The sequence below is a fragment of the Alterinioella sp. genome (genome assembly GCF_058343375.1).
This window is the reverse complement of the sequence record NZ_JBTUJH010000086.1, coordinates 80656-95563: the sequence shown is the minus strand read 5'-3', so window position 1 is coordinate 95563 and position 14908 is coordinate 80656. Positions and strand designations below refer to the sequence as shown.

Annotated in this window: 15 protein-coding genes; 8 read left to right on the top strand and 7 right to left on the bottom strand. The window is 61.2% G+C overall.

The genetic code is table 11. The features are described 5' to 3' along the window. From ACW8PS_RS12485 to ACW8PS_RS12455, 7 genes are all read right to left on the bottom strand, one after another. On the bottom strand, window positions 1-947 hold a 947-nt coding region (locus ACW8PS_RS12485), incomplete at its 3' end, for an FAD-binding protein (RefSeq protein ID WP_491527775.1). A 25-nt stretch (window positions 948-972) separates the two neighbouring features. Continuing rightward, a complete protein-coding gene (gene sdhD, locus ACW8PS_RS12480) occupies window positions 973-1344 on the bottom strand; it encodes a succinate dehydrogenase, hydrophobic membrane anchor protein (RefSeq protein ID WP_491527774.1) in 372 nt (123 codons plus the stop codon). Between the two features lie 3 nt (window positions 1345-1347). After that, a complete protein-coding gene (gene sdhC / locus ACW8PS_RS12475) occupies window positions 1348-1740 on the bottom strand; it encodes a succinate dehydrogenase, cytochrome b556 subunit (protein ID WP_491527773.1) in 393 nt (130 codons plus the stop codon). A 161-nt stretch (window positions 1741-1901) separates the two neighbouring features. Further along, window positions 1902-2312, bottom strand: coding sequence for a hypothetical protein (locus tag ACW8PS_RS12470; protein ID WP_491527772.1), 411 nt, complete (start codon window positions 2310-2312; stop codon window positions 1902-1904). A gap of 52 nt (window positions 2313-2364) precedes the next feature. Next, a complete protein-coding gene (locus tag ACW8PS_RS12465) occupies window positions 2365-3396 on the bottom strand; it encodes a MaoC family dehydratase (RefSeq protein ID WP_491527771.1) in 1032 nt (343 codons plus the stop codon). Between the two features lie 78 nt (window positions 3397-3474). Continuing rightward, a complete protein-coding gene (locus tag ACW8PS_RS12460) occupies window positions 3475-4026 on the bottom strand; it encodes an NnrU family protein (protein WP_491527770.1) in 552 nt (183 codons plus the stop codon). Beyond that, window positions 4026-4883, bottom strand: a complete 858-nt coding sequence (locus ACW8PS_RS12455; RefSeq protein ID WP_491527768.1) for an HpcH/HpaI aldolase/citrate lyase family protein — start codon at window positions 4881-4883, stop codon at window positions 4026-4028. Before ACW8PS_RS12455 ends, ACW8PS_RS12460 begins: the two co-directional genes overlap by 1 nt. 306 nt (window positions 4884-5189) lie before the next feature. Between ACW8PS_RS12455 and ACW8PS_RS12450 the strand changes: the two genes are divergently transcribed. From ACW8PS_RS12450 to odhB, 8 genes are all read left to right on the top strand, one after another. Continuing rightward, window positions 5190-5501 (top strand): hypothetical protein, encoded by a 312-nt coding sequence (locus tag ACW8PS_RS12450; RefSeq protein WP_491527767.1) that lies wholly within the window; start codon window positions 5190-5192, stop codon window positions 5499-5501. Window positions 5502-5722: 221 nt separating this feature from the next. After that, window positions 5723-6685 carry a malate dehydrogenase gene (mdh, locus tag ACW8PS_RS12445; RefSeq protein ID WP_491527765.1) on the top strand — a complete coding sequence of 321 codons (963 nt, stop codon included), beginning with the start codon at window positions 5723-5725 and terminating at the stop codon, window positions 6683-6685. Window positions 6686-7017: 332 nt separating this feature from the next. Beyond that, window positions 7018-8211 (top strand): ADP-forming succinate--CoA ligase subunit beta, encoded by a 1194-nt coding sequence (sucC, locus tag ACW8PS_RS12440; protein WP_491527764.1) that lies wholly within the window; start codon window positions 7018-7020, stop codon window positions 8209-8211. Window positions 8212-8310: 99 nt separating this feature from the next. Continuing rightward, complete coding sequence (locus ACW8PS_RS12435) at window positions 8311-8511, top strand: hypothetical protein (RefSeq protein ID WP_491527763.1); 201 nt, start codon at window positions 8311-8313, stop codon at window positions 8509-8511. Between the two features lie 186 nt (window positions 8512-8697). Further along, window positions 8698-9579, top strand: a complete 882-nt coding sequence (gene sucD / locus ACW8PS_RS12430) for a succinate--CoA ligase subunit alpha (protein WP_491527762.1) — start codon at window positions 8698-8700, stop codon at window positions 9577-9579. Window positions 9580-9669: 90 nt separating this feature from the next. After that, window positions 9670-10158, top strand: coding sequence for a hypothetical protein (locus ACW8PS_RS12425; protein ID WP_491527761.1), 489 nt, complete (start codon window positions 9670-9672; stop codon window positions 10156-10158). Between the two features lie 79 nt (window positions 10159-10237). Beyond that, entirely contained in the window at window positions 10238-13204 is a 2967-nt protein-coding gene (locus tag ACW8PS_RS12420) for a 2-oxoglutarate dehydrogenase E1 component (RefSeq protein WP_491527760.1), read from the top strand. 3 nt (window positions 13205-13207) lie between these two features. Continuing rightward, on the top strand, window positions 13208-14707 hold the full coding sequence (odhB, locus tag ACW8PS_RS12415) for a 2-oxoglutarate dehydrogenase complex dihydrolipoyllysine-residue succinyltransferase (protein WP_491527759.1): 1500 nt from the start codon (window positions 13208-13210) through the stop codon (window positions 14705-14707). Window positions 14708-14908: the final 201 nt, after the last annotated feature.

Below are 14908 nucleotides of genomic sequence, written 5' to 3'. Positions count from 1 at the left end.
TGCAGGTGATCGCCCTCGGGCCCCACGCCGCGCCCTTCGCGGATCTCCATGGTCATCGAGCGTGACACGTAATCGCGCGGCGCCAGATCCTTGTATTGCGGCGCATAGCGTTCCATGAAGCGTTCGCCCTCGGAATTGGTCAGATAGCCGCCTTCGCCGCGCGCGCCTTCGGTGATCAGACAGCCCGCGCCGTAAATGCCGGTGGGGTGGAACTGCACGAACTCCATATCCTGCAAGGGCAGGCCCGCGCGCGCCACCATGCCACCGCCATCGCCGGTGCAGGTATGGGCCGAGGTGGCGCTGAAATAGGCGCGGCCATAGCCGCCGGTTGCCAGCACCACCATCTTGGCGTTGAAGACATGCAGGGTGCCGTCATCCAGCTTCCAGGCGACGACGCCCTGACATTGGCCATCATCGGACATCAGCAGATCGGTGGCGAAATACTCGATATAGAATTCGGCATTATGTTTCAGCGACTGGCCATAAAGCGTGTGCAGGATGGCATGGCCGGTGCGGTCGGCGGCGGCGCAGGTGCGCTGCACCGGCGGGCCTTCGCCAAATTCGGTGGTGTGGCCGCCAAACGGGCGCTGATAGATCTTGCCATCTTCGGTGCGGCTGAAAGGCACGCCGTAATGTTCCAGCTCATAGACCGCCTTGGGGGCCTCGCGCGCCAGATATTCCATCGCGTCGGTATCGCCCAGCCAGTCTGATCCCTTGACGGTGTCATACATGTGCCATTGCCAATTGTCGGGGCCCATATTCGACAGGCTGGCAGCAATGCCGCCCTGGGCCGCAACGGTGTGGCTGCGGGTCGGGAACACTTTGGTGACACAGGCGGTTTTCAGCCCCTGTTCGGCCATGCCAAGCGTGGCACGCAGCCCGGCACCGCCGGCCCCGATGACAACGACGTCATAGCTGTGATGAATGATTTCGTGCGAAGCGGTCATGAGCGAGATTGCCCCCTGAATGAAATTAGAGCGCGATTAGAGCCAGCGAGATAAGGCCGAGGGCCATCAGACCATAGCTGAGGCAGGCCATCGCCACGATGGCAACCTTGCGCGATACGCCCTGCATGTAATCCTCGATCACCATCTGGATCCCAAGGCGGAAATGGTAAAATCCGACGATCAGCATCAGCGCGGCGGAAACCGCCGGGAAGGGCCGCGAAAGGGCGGCCTGAACTTCGGCATGGGGATTGCCCAGAAGCGGCCCGACCGAGAACAGGAACATCGGAACGATGATCAGCAGCGCCACCGATGTCAGCGTGGTTTTCCAGTGATGATCCGTGCCCGATCTGGCGGACCCCAGTCCTTCGACCTGTTTGCGGTCGGTCAGCATGCCCATGGCTCAGGTTCCCCAGATGGCAATGATGGTCAGGAATGTCAGGGCGAAGGCCCCGATGATGATGCCCCAACTGGATTTGTCGGCGGTATCGGGATCAAAGCCATAGCCCATATCCCAGGCCAGATGCCGGATACCGGCCAGCGCGTGATACCACAGCGCCAGAACCGACAGCGTCATCACGATATCGCCCAGAATCGAGGTCAGCAGCCAGTCGACATAAGCGAAATAGGCTTCGGAGGTGGCGGCGGCCATCAGCCACCACACGATCAGGACCGCGCCGCCAAGCAACGCGACACCGGCGATCCGGTTCAGGATCGACGTCACCATGTTGATCTCGGAGCGGTAGACTTGCAGGTGGGGCGATAGGGGCCGATTGCCCCGGTTTACATCTGCCATGGCGGACACCCTTTCAGGATTGGCTGAACTTGCTATGTCATTTCCCCAATGAATACCCAGTTTTTCGGCTGAGTCACGGGGGGCATTGGCGGAAATTGCCATTTTCCTGGGTCGAAACGCCGCAGAAAGCGGGTTTGTGATCACGGGATTTGGTGGTGTGATCACATAAGTGATGCCACAAAGCCTGCCAACATCACCGCCAGCAGCCCGGCCGCGGAACGCCAGGGCGTGCGCACACCGGTGGCCATTTCCACCCGGTGCGGATAGATCACGCTGGGCACACCGATGATCAGCCCGATCAAAAGCGGGCGCATCTTGATCAGCACCGGATCAGAAGCCTGAATGGCCAGCGCAAAGAGCAGCGCCGAGACGCCGCTTGCCATCAGCCCCGCCCCCAGAACCCGGCACAGCGAAGTCATCACATGCTCCAGACCCGGACTGAGAGAAATACCCTCTTTTTCAAGGATCTCGCGGTGATGGGAGGCGGGCACGCTGCCAAAGAGATAAATCGCGGCAACAACGAGCGTGCCAAAGGCGGCAAGCCCGTAAAGCGTCAGGGAAAGGGACATCATCGGTAGGGGCTCCGCGTTGTTTTACGGCACCGTAACCCGATTGTGGCGCAGGTCAAACCGGCATCAAGACCCAGTAATCAAGATCGAGCAGAACATGTTGCAGATATTTACCACCCGCATCTTTCAACTGTCCCGGCGCGCCCCCCTTGCAGGCCACAAGCCGCAACCGCAGCGCACCAACCCCCGGCGCGGGCGTTTCGGCCCTGTCCAGCACCTCGGACCACGCCTTGACGGTATCGCCCGCAAAACAGGGATTGGCATGGGCACCGGCGTTGATGCCGGCGATGATCTGGGCATTGGCAAGGCCATTGAAGGATAGCGCGCGGGCCATCGAAATCACATGCCCGCCATAGATCAGGCGCTGGCCATCGGGGCGAAAGGTGGCGTCGAAATGCACCTTGGCGGTGTTCTGCCAGAGGCGCGTGGCCAGCATATGTTCGGCCTCCTCCATGGTAACGCCGTCGACATGGTCGATAATCTCGCCCACCGCGTAATCGGCCCATCGGTGCGGATCGCCCGCCAGGGCGAAATCGTAACGACGAAAATCAAGCCCCTCGGGGATCACCAGATCATCGGCCGGAACCACCTCTGCCAGATCCGGGATCACGGTTTCGGGCGCGGGCGCGTCCAGATCACGTTTGCGCACCATGACCCAACGCACGTAATCCAGCACCACTTCGCCGCGCTGGTTCAGCCCTTCCGTGCGGACATAGACCACGCCGGTCCTGCCGTTGGAGTTCTGTTTCAGCCCGATGACCTCGGACACGGATCGCAGCGTATCGCCGGGATAGACAGGTATCCGAAACCGCCCCTCGGCATAGCCCAGATTGGCGACGGCATTGCGCGACAGATCCGGCACGGTCTTGCCGAACACCACGTGAAACGCAGCCAGATCGTCCATCGGCGACGCGGGCAAGCCGCAGGCGCGGGCAAATTCATCCGAGGAATGCAGCGCGTGGCGGGCCGGATAAAGCGCATGATACAGGGCGCGCTCACCCCCCGATATGGTGCGCGGCACCGCGTGTTCGATCCGCTGACCAAGGCGGTAGTCTTCAAAGAAATTGCCGGGGTTGGTTTTGGCCATGAGATTAATGCGCCCCCCGCCTGGTATCGGGTGAATTGATGCCCGCCCTGTTGGCAATTCGGTCGCGTTTCACCAAGGTTACCCGAACGGCCACGGGCCGATCCAATTATGGATGAAGCCGATCACGCCCATCAGCACGACCGCGCCCACCAGCGCGATGATATTGCCGCGCATCGACGTGCCCTGACGCGGCTCCCAGACCGGCTCGGCGCGGTTGATCACGATGACCTGTGCCACCGCCCAGGCCAAAAGCCCGCCAAACAGGATGATCGAGGCCAGATCGCCATTGACCAGCAAATGCGACACCGCCCAGGCCTTCATGCCGATCAGCATCGGGTGGCGGATGTTTTTTACCAAAGCGGCCTTGGTATCGCCGGCCGCGAAGAAAAACAGCGCAACCAGCATCAACAGATTGTTGACCGAGGTCAGGAACGCGGGCGGCTGCCAGATCGCGATGAATTCCATGCCGCCATAGCCTTTGACCATCAATATGATGGACCCGACCAACAGCAGAGCAATCACGGCTTTTCCCGCCTTGCCCATCCGCGCACGCGCATCCGGCGCAAGGCGTTTGAAAAAATGCGCCCCGGCCCAAAGGGCGAGACCAGCGAGGAGGAGAAGGAGAGACATCAGGCGGTTTCCAGTTCTGCGATTGCGGCTGCTTTTGCCAAGGTGGCCCTGGCGGTGGCAACATGCAAGTTCTCTACAATCTTGCCATCGACAACGGCAACCCCCTGCCCTGCGGCCTCGGCCAATTCGAACGCGGCGATCTGGCGGCGGGCCAGGTCGATCTCTGCCGCGCTTGGGGCGAATGCGGCATTGGCGATGGCGACCTGCGCCGGATGGATCAGCGTCTTGCCGTCAAAGCCCATGTCGCGGCCCTGGTCGCATTCGGCGCGCAGGCCATCTTCGTCGCGGAAGGCATTATAGACACCATCGACAATCACGATGCCATGCGCCTTGGCTGCCAGCAGGCACGCCCCAAGCCCCGCCATCATCGGCAGCCGGTCGGGACGAAACCGCGTGTTCATATCCTTGGCCAGGTCATTGGTGCCCATCACAAAGCCCTGCAATTGCGGATGTGCGGCGATGGCGGCGGCGTTCAGCACCCCGCGCGGGGTTTCCATCATCGCCCAGATCGGTTTGTCGCCGATAAGGGCGGCGAGAGCATCCAGTTGGGCCGCCGTCTCGACCTTGGGCAGCAGCACCGCATCGCAATTCATCAAGGCGGCGGCCCGGGCATCGGCCGCGCCCCATTCAGTATCCAGCCCGTTAATGCGCACAATCCGCACCCGGTTGCCAAAGCCGCCATCAGCCAGCGTATCCGTCAGCACCGCGCGCGCATTCACCTTTTCCTCGACCGCAACGGCATCTTCGAGATCAAAGATGATGGCATCGACAGGCAGGCCGCGCGCCTTGTCCAGCGCGCGCGCCTTCGACGCAGGGATATAGAGAACAGAGCGATACGGGCGGGCGGCCTGATCCATCGGGGCGGTCCTGTTGCTGGCAAGGTCGGGGGCAAAGAACACAAAGAGCGCTGCGAACGCAAGTTCCGTTTCGCCGCAGCGTAGCGAAATATTCTTGCGCGATCACAGCTGCGCCGCGGAAGGTGAGAAAGGGTTATTCGCGCTTTAACCGAATTTTTGGTATTTTGGAGCCATAGTCGGAGATGATCCGTCACCAGGACGGGCCCGACAGGAAAACGGGGGGCGAGCTGCGGGGCGGATCCGTCGCATGACCCTTCGGATACCGCTGTCGCCTGTTCTGCCCTCATGCAATTGAAAGGCAGGACTATGACCAAGGCACATGCATTTATCGGCGGGGCTCTTGCCCTTCTGACCACCCTGAACGCCGCCCAGGCCCAGACAACCCGCACCATCTGTGGCGACCGCGATCAGATCGTTGAAACGCTGACCGGCCGGTTTGGCGAGACCCCGCAAAGCTGGGGGATGGGACCGAATAATCGCATCGTAGAGGTGTTCGCCTCGGAAGAAACCGGCACCTGGACCATCACCATTACCGCGCCCAATGGCACGACCTGCCTGGTTGCGGCAGGCCGGTTCTGGGAAAATCTGCTGCCGCTTCCGGCTGGTGAGCCGCTCTGAATCGCGCGCGAGATGCCGGAAACCCCCTCTCGGCATACAATAGTATACACTATTCCACGCCCTTGGCGCAGGAAAAAGAATTAGGTTTCAACCACCTGGCAGGTTCTGCGCCGGTCGATCCCCCGTCATGGGCTTTCCGCCGCGCCGCATGACCCTTGCGCAGACCGGCATCTGGCGCTAGGCCACGCTCCAACATCAACCGAGCTTGGAGACTTTCTCTCATGGCCAGACCCAAGATCGCCCTTATCGGCGCAGGACAGATCGGCGGAACGCTCGCTCATCTGGTAGCACTCAAGGAACTGGGCGATGTCGTCCTGTTCGACATTGCGGATGGCGTGCCGCAGGGCAAGGCGCTGGATATTGCCGAATCCGGCCCGTCCGAAGGCTTTGACGCCAATCTCAAAGGCACCACCGATTACGCCGATATCGCGGGGGCCGATGTGATCGTGGTCACCGCAGGCGTGCCCCGCAAACCGGGCATGAGCCGCGATGACCTGCTCGGCATCAACCTGAAAGTCATGAAATCGGTGGGCCAGGGCATCGCCGCCAATGCGCCCGATGCCTTTGTGATCTGCATCACCAATCCGCTGGATGCGATGGTCTGGGCGCTGCGTGAATACTCCGGCCTGCCGCATGCCAAGGTCGTCGGCATGGCGGGCATTCTGGACTCTGCCCGGTTCCGCCACTTTCTGGCCGAGGAATTCGGCGTCTCGATGCGCGATGTGACGGCCTTCGTTCTGGGCGGCCATGGCGACACCATGGTGCCGTCAGTGCGCTATTCCACCGTTGGCGGCATCCCATTGCCCGATCTGGTCGAAATGGGTTGGACCACGCAGGAAAAACTGGACGCGATCGTGCAGCGCACCCGCGATGGCGGGGCCGAGATTGTCGGCCTGCTGAAAACCGGATCTGCCTATTACGCACCGGCGACCGCCGCCATCGAAATGGCCGAGGCCTTTCTGAAAGACCAAAAGCGCGTGCTGCCCTGCGCGGCCTATTGCGACGGTCAGTTCGGCCTTGATGGCATGTATGTCGGCGTGCCCACCATCATCGGTGCCGGCGGGATCGAGCGTATTGTCGAGGTCAAACTATCCAAGAGCGAGCAGGCCGGCTTCATCAAATCGGTCGAGGCTGTGAAAGGCCTGGTCGCGGCCTGCAAAGCCATCGACGAGAGCCTGAAATAGGCAATATTCGCACGCTCGGAACTGGGGCCGGAGGACATCCTCCGGCCCTTTCTATTGGGCGCGGTTTGTGGGGAAAGATGCCATGTCCGGCCCGCCAGTCCTGCTTCAAACCGGCCACCGAAGATCCCGAACCCTGATACCGCAAACATGATTCGCAACACATCTTTTGCCTGTCGCCATTCCGGTTGCCTATTTGTGATCACAGTTTTTATTCGTGTGATCACAAATTCGCGCTTTTCCCGCCAAACAGCCCGACTGCGGCAGAATGCCGTTTCTTTACAAGGGAGTTTTGTGTTTAGTCGGGCCAACCGAAAGCAATACGGGACAGTTTCATGAACATTCATGAATACCAGGCGAAAGCTCTGCTTCGCCAATATGGCGCCCCGGTCAGTGATGGCCGCGTGGTTCTGAAAGCCGAAGACGCCAAGACAGCCGCAGGCGAAATGGACGGCCCCCTTTGGGTGGTCAAGGCCCAGATCCATGCCGGTGGACGCGGCAAGGGCAGCTTCAAGGAGGCCGATGCCGGCGAAAAGGGCGGCGTGCGCCTGACCAAATCGGTGGAAGAAGCCGCCAATGAGGCCAAGAAGATGCTGGGCCGCACCCTTGTGACCCACCAGACCGGCCCGGCCGGCAAACAGGTCAACCGGATCTATATCGAAGACGGATCGGGCATCGAGACCGAGATGTATCTGGCACTGCTGGTCGATCGCCAGACCAGCCGGATCTCGTTTGTCTGCTCGACCGAAGGCGGCATGGATATCGAGGAAGTGGCCGCGGCGACCCCCGAAAAGATCCTGTCCTTCAGCGTTGATCCCGCCACCGGATATCAGGGTTTCCACGGGCGCCGCATTGCCTTTGCCCTGGGTCTGAATGGGGGCCAGGTCAAACAATGCGTCAAACTGATGGGCCAGCTTTACCAGGCCTTCACCGAGAAGGACATGGAAATGCTGGAGATCAATCCGCTTATCGTGACCGATGGCGGTGATCTGAAAGTGCTCGATGCCAAGGTAAGCTTCGATGACAATGCCATCTACCGCCATGCCGATGTGGCCGCCCTGCGCGACGAGACCGAGGAAGACCCCAAGGAACTGGCCGCGTCCAAGTTCGATCTGAACTATATCGCGCTGGATGGTGAGATCGGCTGCATGGTGAACGGTGCCGGGCTGGCGATGGCGACGATGGATATCATCAAGCTCTATGGCTCGGAGCCTGCCAACTTTCTCGATGTCGGCGGCGGTGCCACCAAGGAAAAGGTGACCGAAGCCTTCAAGATCATCACCTCCGACCCGCAGGTGAAGGGCATTCTGGTCAACATCTTCGGCGGCATCATGCGCTGTGACATCATCGCCGAGGGCGTGGTGTCGGCGGTCAAGGAAGTGGGCCTGAAAGTGCCGCTGGTGGTGCGGCTGGAAGGCACCAATGTGGAAAAGGGCAAGGAGATCATCAACAGCTCCGGGCTTGGCGTGATCGCGGCCGATGATCTGAAAGACGGGGCCGAGAAAATTGTGGCGGCGGTAAAGGGGTAACGGTCGATGCATTGGGCTGCGGGCCGCTTGCGCGCGCCGCAGCCGCAACAGCATGGCCAGGGCCGTGGCACGCGAAACCAAACCGAAAGGGAGACAGCCATGACTGCCATCATGAAAATCACCATCGCAAGCGTCGCGATCCTCAGCCTGGCGGGCTGTGCGCGCAGCGTTTTGCCCAATCGCGGCCACTCGTTCTTTCCGCCCATCTCAACAACTCAGATAGAGCGGGAGCTGGACCGGCCGGGGCATCCCGGTGTCATCCTGAACGGGCAGAGCGTTTATTCCAATCGCCAATTCTGATGGCCACGGACTGAGGAAACGGAAACTGCAGGTGAAACGATCCCTCGTTTTCAGATCGGTCCGCCACAGTTTCGACATAGCGGCTTTATCCGGGCTTCTCGCCGACCCGGTCAGCCTTGCGACATTCAACAATGTGGAGCGGCTGCCGCCGCCCGCCGACCAAACCAGAAAAGAGGGACAGGCAACATGGCCGTACTCGTCAACGAAAACACCAAGGTTATCTGTCAGGGCTTCACCGGCTCTCAGGGCACTTTTCATTCCGAACAGGCCATCGCCTATGGCACGCAGATGGTTGGCGGCGTGACGCCGGGCAAGGGCGGGCAGACGCATCTGGATCTGCCGGTGTTCAACTCGGTCCATGAAGCGCGCGCCGTGACCGGGGCCAATGCTTCGGTAATCTACGTGCCGCCGCCCTTTGCCGCCGATTCCATCCTTGAGGCCATCGATGCCGAGATGGAGCTGATCTGCTGCATCACCGAAGGCATCCCGGTGCTCGATATGATGAAGGTAAAGCGGGCGCTGGAAGGCTCCAGTTCGCGCCTTGTCGGTCCCAACTGCCCCGGCATCATCACCCCCGGGGCCTGCAAGATCGGCATCATGCCCGGCCATATCCACAAGCGGGGATCGGTCGGTGTCGTCAGCCGGTCGGGCACGCTGACCTATGAGGCGGTCAAACAGACATCCGATATCGGCCTGGGCCAGTCCACCGCCGTGGGCATCGGTGGCGACCCCATAAAGGGGACCGAACATATCGACGTGCTGGAGATGTTCCTGGCCGATCCCGAAACCCATTCGATCATCATGATCGGCGAGATTGGCGGCTCGGCGGAAGAAGACGCCGCCCAGTTCCTGGCCGATGAGCGCAAAAAGGGCCGCTGGAAGCCCACCGCCGGGTTCATCGCCGGGCGCACCGCGCCGCCGGGTCGTCGCATGGGCCATGCCGGTGCCATCGTGGCCGGTGGCAAGGGCGGTGCCGAAGACAAGATCGAGGCCATGCAGGCCGCCGGTATCGTCGTGGCCGAAAGCCCCGCCGGTCTGGGGGAGGCTGTGCTGAAGGCGATTGGGTAACGGCCCCTGCCGGCACCCCAGGAAAAAATCTGGCGCAAGGGCCCCTTGCGCCAGGTTGCGAAGCGAAAACGCCACGGAGGCACCCTGCCCATGCGACCCGCGCTGACAGCTGTCTGGATAGCCACCATGGCCGCCATTGCCGTGCCCCTGCCCGCGGCCGCGCAAGGGGCCGTCATGTCACCGCTTGCCGACGCGATGGCCGCAATGCAAGACAACGCGGCGCAATCCCTTATCCGCCTGCAAGACCGGCTGGACCGCGACCGGATAACGATCTGGCAAGGCGCGGATGGCTGGTTGTTGCAGTTTCGGGCCATCATGTCCGGGCGCGGTGAAATGGCCATCTGCACTTTGATCCCGGGCGAAGGCTCTGCCGATATCAACGCCGAACTGCGTGACATGGTCGCGCTGCTGCCGCCCGTGGCGATGCCGGTTGGCCGGGCCTGGATACTCAGCACCGGCCAGCCGCTGGAGCGTGGCACCCGCCGTTTCGGGATCTCGTTTCACCTGCCCGATATCGGGCTGAACGGGGCCGCAGCGGTGCCCTCGCTGACCCTTCCATATGAAGAACTCAGGATATGATGCGATGGTTTTTCCCTGCCCCGAACACCGCCACGCCCCCCGCCTTCCTTTTGGTCCCAACCCGTAAGAGGAATTACCGATGACCGACCAAAGCCCCAATGACGCGTTGCAATCCTCCAGCTTTTTGCAAGGCCACAATGCCGAATATCTGGAGCAGCTCTACGCCCAATACGCCAATGATCCGGGCGCGGTTGATGCCGCATGGGCCGCGTTTTTCCAAAGCCTGGGTGATGCGGAACTGGATGTGAAGGCCGAGGCCACGGGCCCCAGTTGGGCGCGCAGTGACTGGCCGCTGCAGCCCGATGATGATCTGACCAACGCCTTGACCGGGGATTGGCCGGAATCAGCCCCGGCAGAGGCCGACGCCGCCGCCAGGAAGATCACCGATAAGGCCGCGGAAAAAGGTGTTTCGATCTCCGACGAGGCTCTGAAACGCGCCGTTCTGGACAGTTTGCGCGCGCTGATGCTGATCCGGGCCTACCGGATCCGGGGCCATCTGGTGGCCGATCTGGACCCGTTGGGCATGCGCGATAACAAGCAGCACCCGGAACTGGACCCGGCCAGCTATGGCTTTGTCGAGGCCGATATGGACCGGCCCATTTTCATCGATCTGGTGCTTGGGCTTCAGGTCGCCTCGATGCGGCAGATCCTGGAGATCGTGAAACGCACCTATTGCGGCACATTCGCGCTGCAATACATGCATATTTCCAACCCCGAAGAAGCTGGCTGGCTGAAGGAACGCATCGAAGGGTTCGACAAGGAAATCAAATTCACCCGTGAAGGGCGCAAGGCGATCCTGAACAAGCTGGTCGAGGCCGAAGGGTTCGAGAAATTCCTGCATGTCAAATACATGGGCACCAAGCGTTTCGGGCTGGACGGGGCCGAGGCGCTGATACCGGCGATGGAGCAGATCATCAAGCGCGGCGGCGCGCTTGGCGTGCGCGATATCGTTGTCGGGATGCCGCATCGCGGGCGTCTTTCGGTGCTGGCCAATGTGATGGCCAAACCCTACCGCGCGATTTTCAACGAATTTCAGGGCGGCAGCTTCAAGCCCGAGGATGTCGATGGTTCGGGCGATGTGAAATACCATCTGGGGGCCTCCAGCGACCGCAGCTTTGATGGCAATTCCGTCCATCTCAGCCTGACGGCCAATCCAAGCCACCTTGAGGCGGTGAACCCCGTGGTCATCGGCAAGGTTCGCGCCAAGCAGGACCAGATCAAGGATCCGGACCGCACTTCGGTTCTTGCGGTGTTGCTGCATGGCGATGCGGCCTTTGCCGGTCAGGGTGTGGTTGCCGAGGGCTTTGGCCTCAGCGGTCTGCGCGGCCACCGGACCGGCGGCACCATGCATATCATCGTCAACAATCAGATCGGCTTTACCACCGCGCCGCATTTCAGCCGGTCCAGCCCCTACCCCACCGATATTGCGCTGATGGTCGAAGCGCCGATTTTCCACGTCAATGGTGACGATCCCGAGGCCGTGGTGCACGCCGCCAAGGTCGCCACCGAGTTTCGCCAGAAATTTCACAAGGATGTGGTGCTCGATATCTTCTGCTACCGCCGGTTCGGTCACAACGAGGGCGACGAGCCCATGTTCACCAACCCGATCATGTATAAGAAAATCAAGACGCAGAAGACAACGCTACAGCTTTACACCGAACGCCTGGTGCGCGACGGGCTGATCCCCGAGGGCGAGATCGAGGATATGAAGGCTGCTTTCCAGGCCCATCTGCACGAGGAATTCGAGGCCGGCAAGGATTTCAAGCCCAACAAGGCCGATTGGCTGGATGGCCGCTGGTCGCATCTGGATCGCAACAAGGGCGAATATGAGCGTGGCAAGACCTCGATCAGCCCCGAAACCTTCGCCGAGGTCAGCGCCGCCCTGACCCGCGCGCCCGAAGGGTTCAACCTGCACAAGACGGTAGCCCGTCTGTTGGAAACGAAAAAAGCCATGGTCGAAAGCGGCACCGGCTTTGACTGGGCCACGGCCGAAGCGCTGGCTTTCGGCAGCCTGCTGACCGAGGGCTATCCGGTGCGCCTGTCAGGCCAGGACAGCACCCGCGGCACCTTCAGCCAGCGCCATTCCGGCCTGGTCGATCAGGACACCGAGGAACGCTACTACCCGCTGAACCATATCCGCGAAGGACAATCGCATTTTGAGGTCATCGATTCGATGCTGTCGGAATACGCGGTTCTGGGCTTTGAATATGGGTACAGCCTGGCCGAACCCAATGCATTGGTGCTGTGGGAGGCGCAGTTTGGCGATTTCGCCAATGGCGCGCAGATTATGTTCGATCAGTTCATTTCCTCGGGCGAACGCAAATGGCTGCGCATGTCGGGGCTGGTGATGCTGCTGCCACACGGGTTCGAGGGGCAAGGGCCGGAACACAGTTCGGCCCGGCTGGAGCGGTTCCTGCAAATGTGCGCCGAGGATAACTGGATCGTTGCAAACTGCACCACCCCGGCAAATTATTTCCATATCCTGCGCCGCCAGATCCACCGCGATTTCCGCAAGCCTTTGGTGCTGATGACGCCGAAATCATTGCTCAGGCATAAGATGGCGGTGTCCGATACAGCCGATTTCATCACCGGATCCAGCTTTCACCGCTGCCTGTGGGATGACGCCCAGAAAGGCAATTCCGATACCGAACTGGTCGCCGATGACAAGATCAGGCGCGTGGTGATGTGTTCGGGCAAGGTCTATTATGACCTGCTGGAAGAACGCGACGCGCGCGGCATCACCGATATCTATCTGCTGCGGCTGGAACAGTTCTATCCGTTCCCGGCGCTGGCGCTGGTCAAGGAACTGGAACGCTTCAAGGGGGCGCAGATTGTCTGGTGCCAGGAAGAGCCCAAGAACCAGGGCGGCTGGAACTTCGTCGAGCCTAATATCGAATGGGTTCTGACCCGGATCGGTGCCAAACATACGCGCCCCATCTATGTCGGGCGCAATGCCTCCGCCTCGCCCGCCACCGGCCTCGCCTCCATGCACAAAGCACAGCAAGCAGCACTCGTGAACGATGCGCTTACGATCGAAGGGAACTGAATCATGTCCGTAGAAGTCCGCGTGCCCACTTTGGGTGAAAGTGTTACCGAAGCAACGATTGCCACCTGGTTCAAGAAACCCGGCGATGCGGTGGCGGTTGATGAGATGCTCTGCGAGCTGGAAACCGACAAGGTGACGGTCGAAGTTCCCTCGCCCGCGGCTGGCACATTGGCCGAGATCGTCGCCGCCGAAGGCGAAACCGTGGGTGTGAACGCGCTGCTGGCGACGCTGAATGCCGGTGACGCTGCTGCTGCGGCCCCTGCCGAAAAAGTGGCCCCTGCGGCTGAGCCGGCCCCCGCGCCTGTTGGCAACGCAATTGACGTGATGGTGCCCACCCTTGGCGAAAGCGTCACCGAGGCCACCGTCAGCACCTGGTTCAAGAATATAGGCGACACGGTCGCGCGCGATGAAATGCTGTGTGAGTTGGAGACCGACAAGGTCTCGGTCGAGGTTCCGGCCCCCGCCGCGGGTGTTCTGACCGAGATTCTGGCCCCTGAGGGCAGCACGGTCGAGGCCTCCGCCAAACTGGCCGTGATCGGCGGCAGCATTGCGGCACCCGCGGCCCCGTTCGCGCCGACACCGGCCCAGACACCGGCACTGGCCCAGACTTCAGGCGCAAAGGATGTTGAAAACGCCCCCTCTGCCAACAAGTTGATGGCCGAAAAAGGCATCGACCCGGCCCGGATTCAGGGCTCGGGCCGCGATGGCCGGATCATGAAGGAAGATGTGATGAAGGCCAGCCCCACCCCGGCACCCGCGCCCGCCGCTGCCGCGCCGCGCGCACCGGTGGCAGCCGAGGATGCAACCCGCGAGGAACGGGTCAAGATGACCCGCCTGCGCCAGACCATCGCCCGCCGCCTGAAAGACGCCCAGAACGCCGCCGCGATCCTGACCACCTATAACGAGGCGGACATGACCGAGGTGATGGCACTGCGGAACACCTACAAGGAGGCATTCGAGAAAAAGCACGGCGTGCGCATGGGCTTCATGTCCTTCTTCACCAAGGCCTGCTGCCACGCGCTGAAGGAAGTGCCCGAGGTCAATGCCGAGATCGACGGCACCGATATTGTCTATAAGAACTTCGTTCATATGGGCGTGGCTGCGGGCACACCGCAGGGGCTGGTGGTGCCGGTCATCCGCAACGCCGATCAGATGAGCTTTGCCGAGATCGAAAAAGCAATTGCCGAGAAGGGTCGCCGGGCGCGCGATGGCAAGCTCTCCATGGCCGAGATGCAGGGCGGCACCTTTACGATTTCCAACGGCGGTGTCTATGGTTCACTGATGTCCTCGCCGATCCTGAACCCTCCGCAATCGGGCATTTTGGGCATGCACAAGATCCAGGACCGCGCGATGGTGGTCAACGGCGAGATCGTGATCCGCCCGATGATGTATCTGGCATTGAGCTATGATCACCGCATCGTTGATGGCAAAGGTGCCGTGACCTTCCTGGTGCGGGTCAAGGAAGCGCTGGAAGACCCGCGGCGGTTGTTGGTGGATTTGTAAAGGCTTGCCACGGGGCGAAGAATTTTCCCGAAAATTCTTCCGCCCCGAAAAATCTTCAGGAAGATTTTTCCTGCAAGCGCCCGCCCAATCCACCGGCGGGCGCTTTCATTTCCCCCGGTTTCTCCTTTTCGTCCTCCTGCCATCCGGATGGGTTTCGTCACAGGTCGGGGCCAGCGCTGTCTCTTTGTGATCACAAAAACT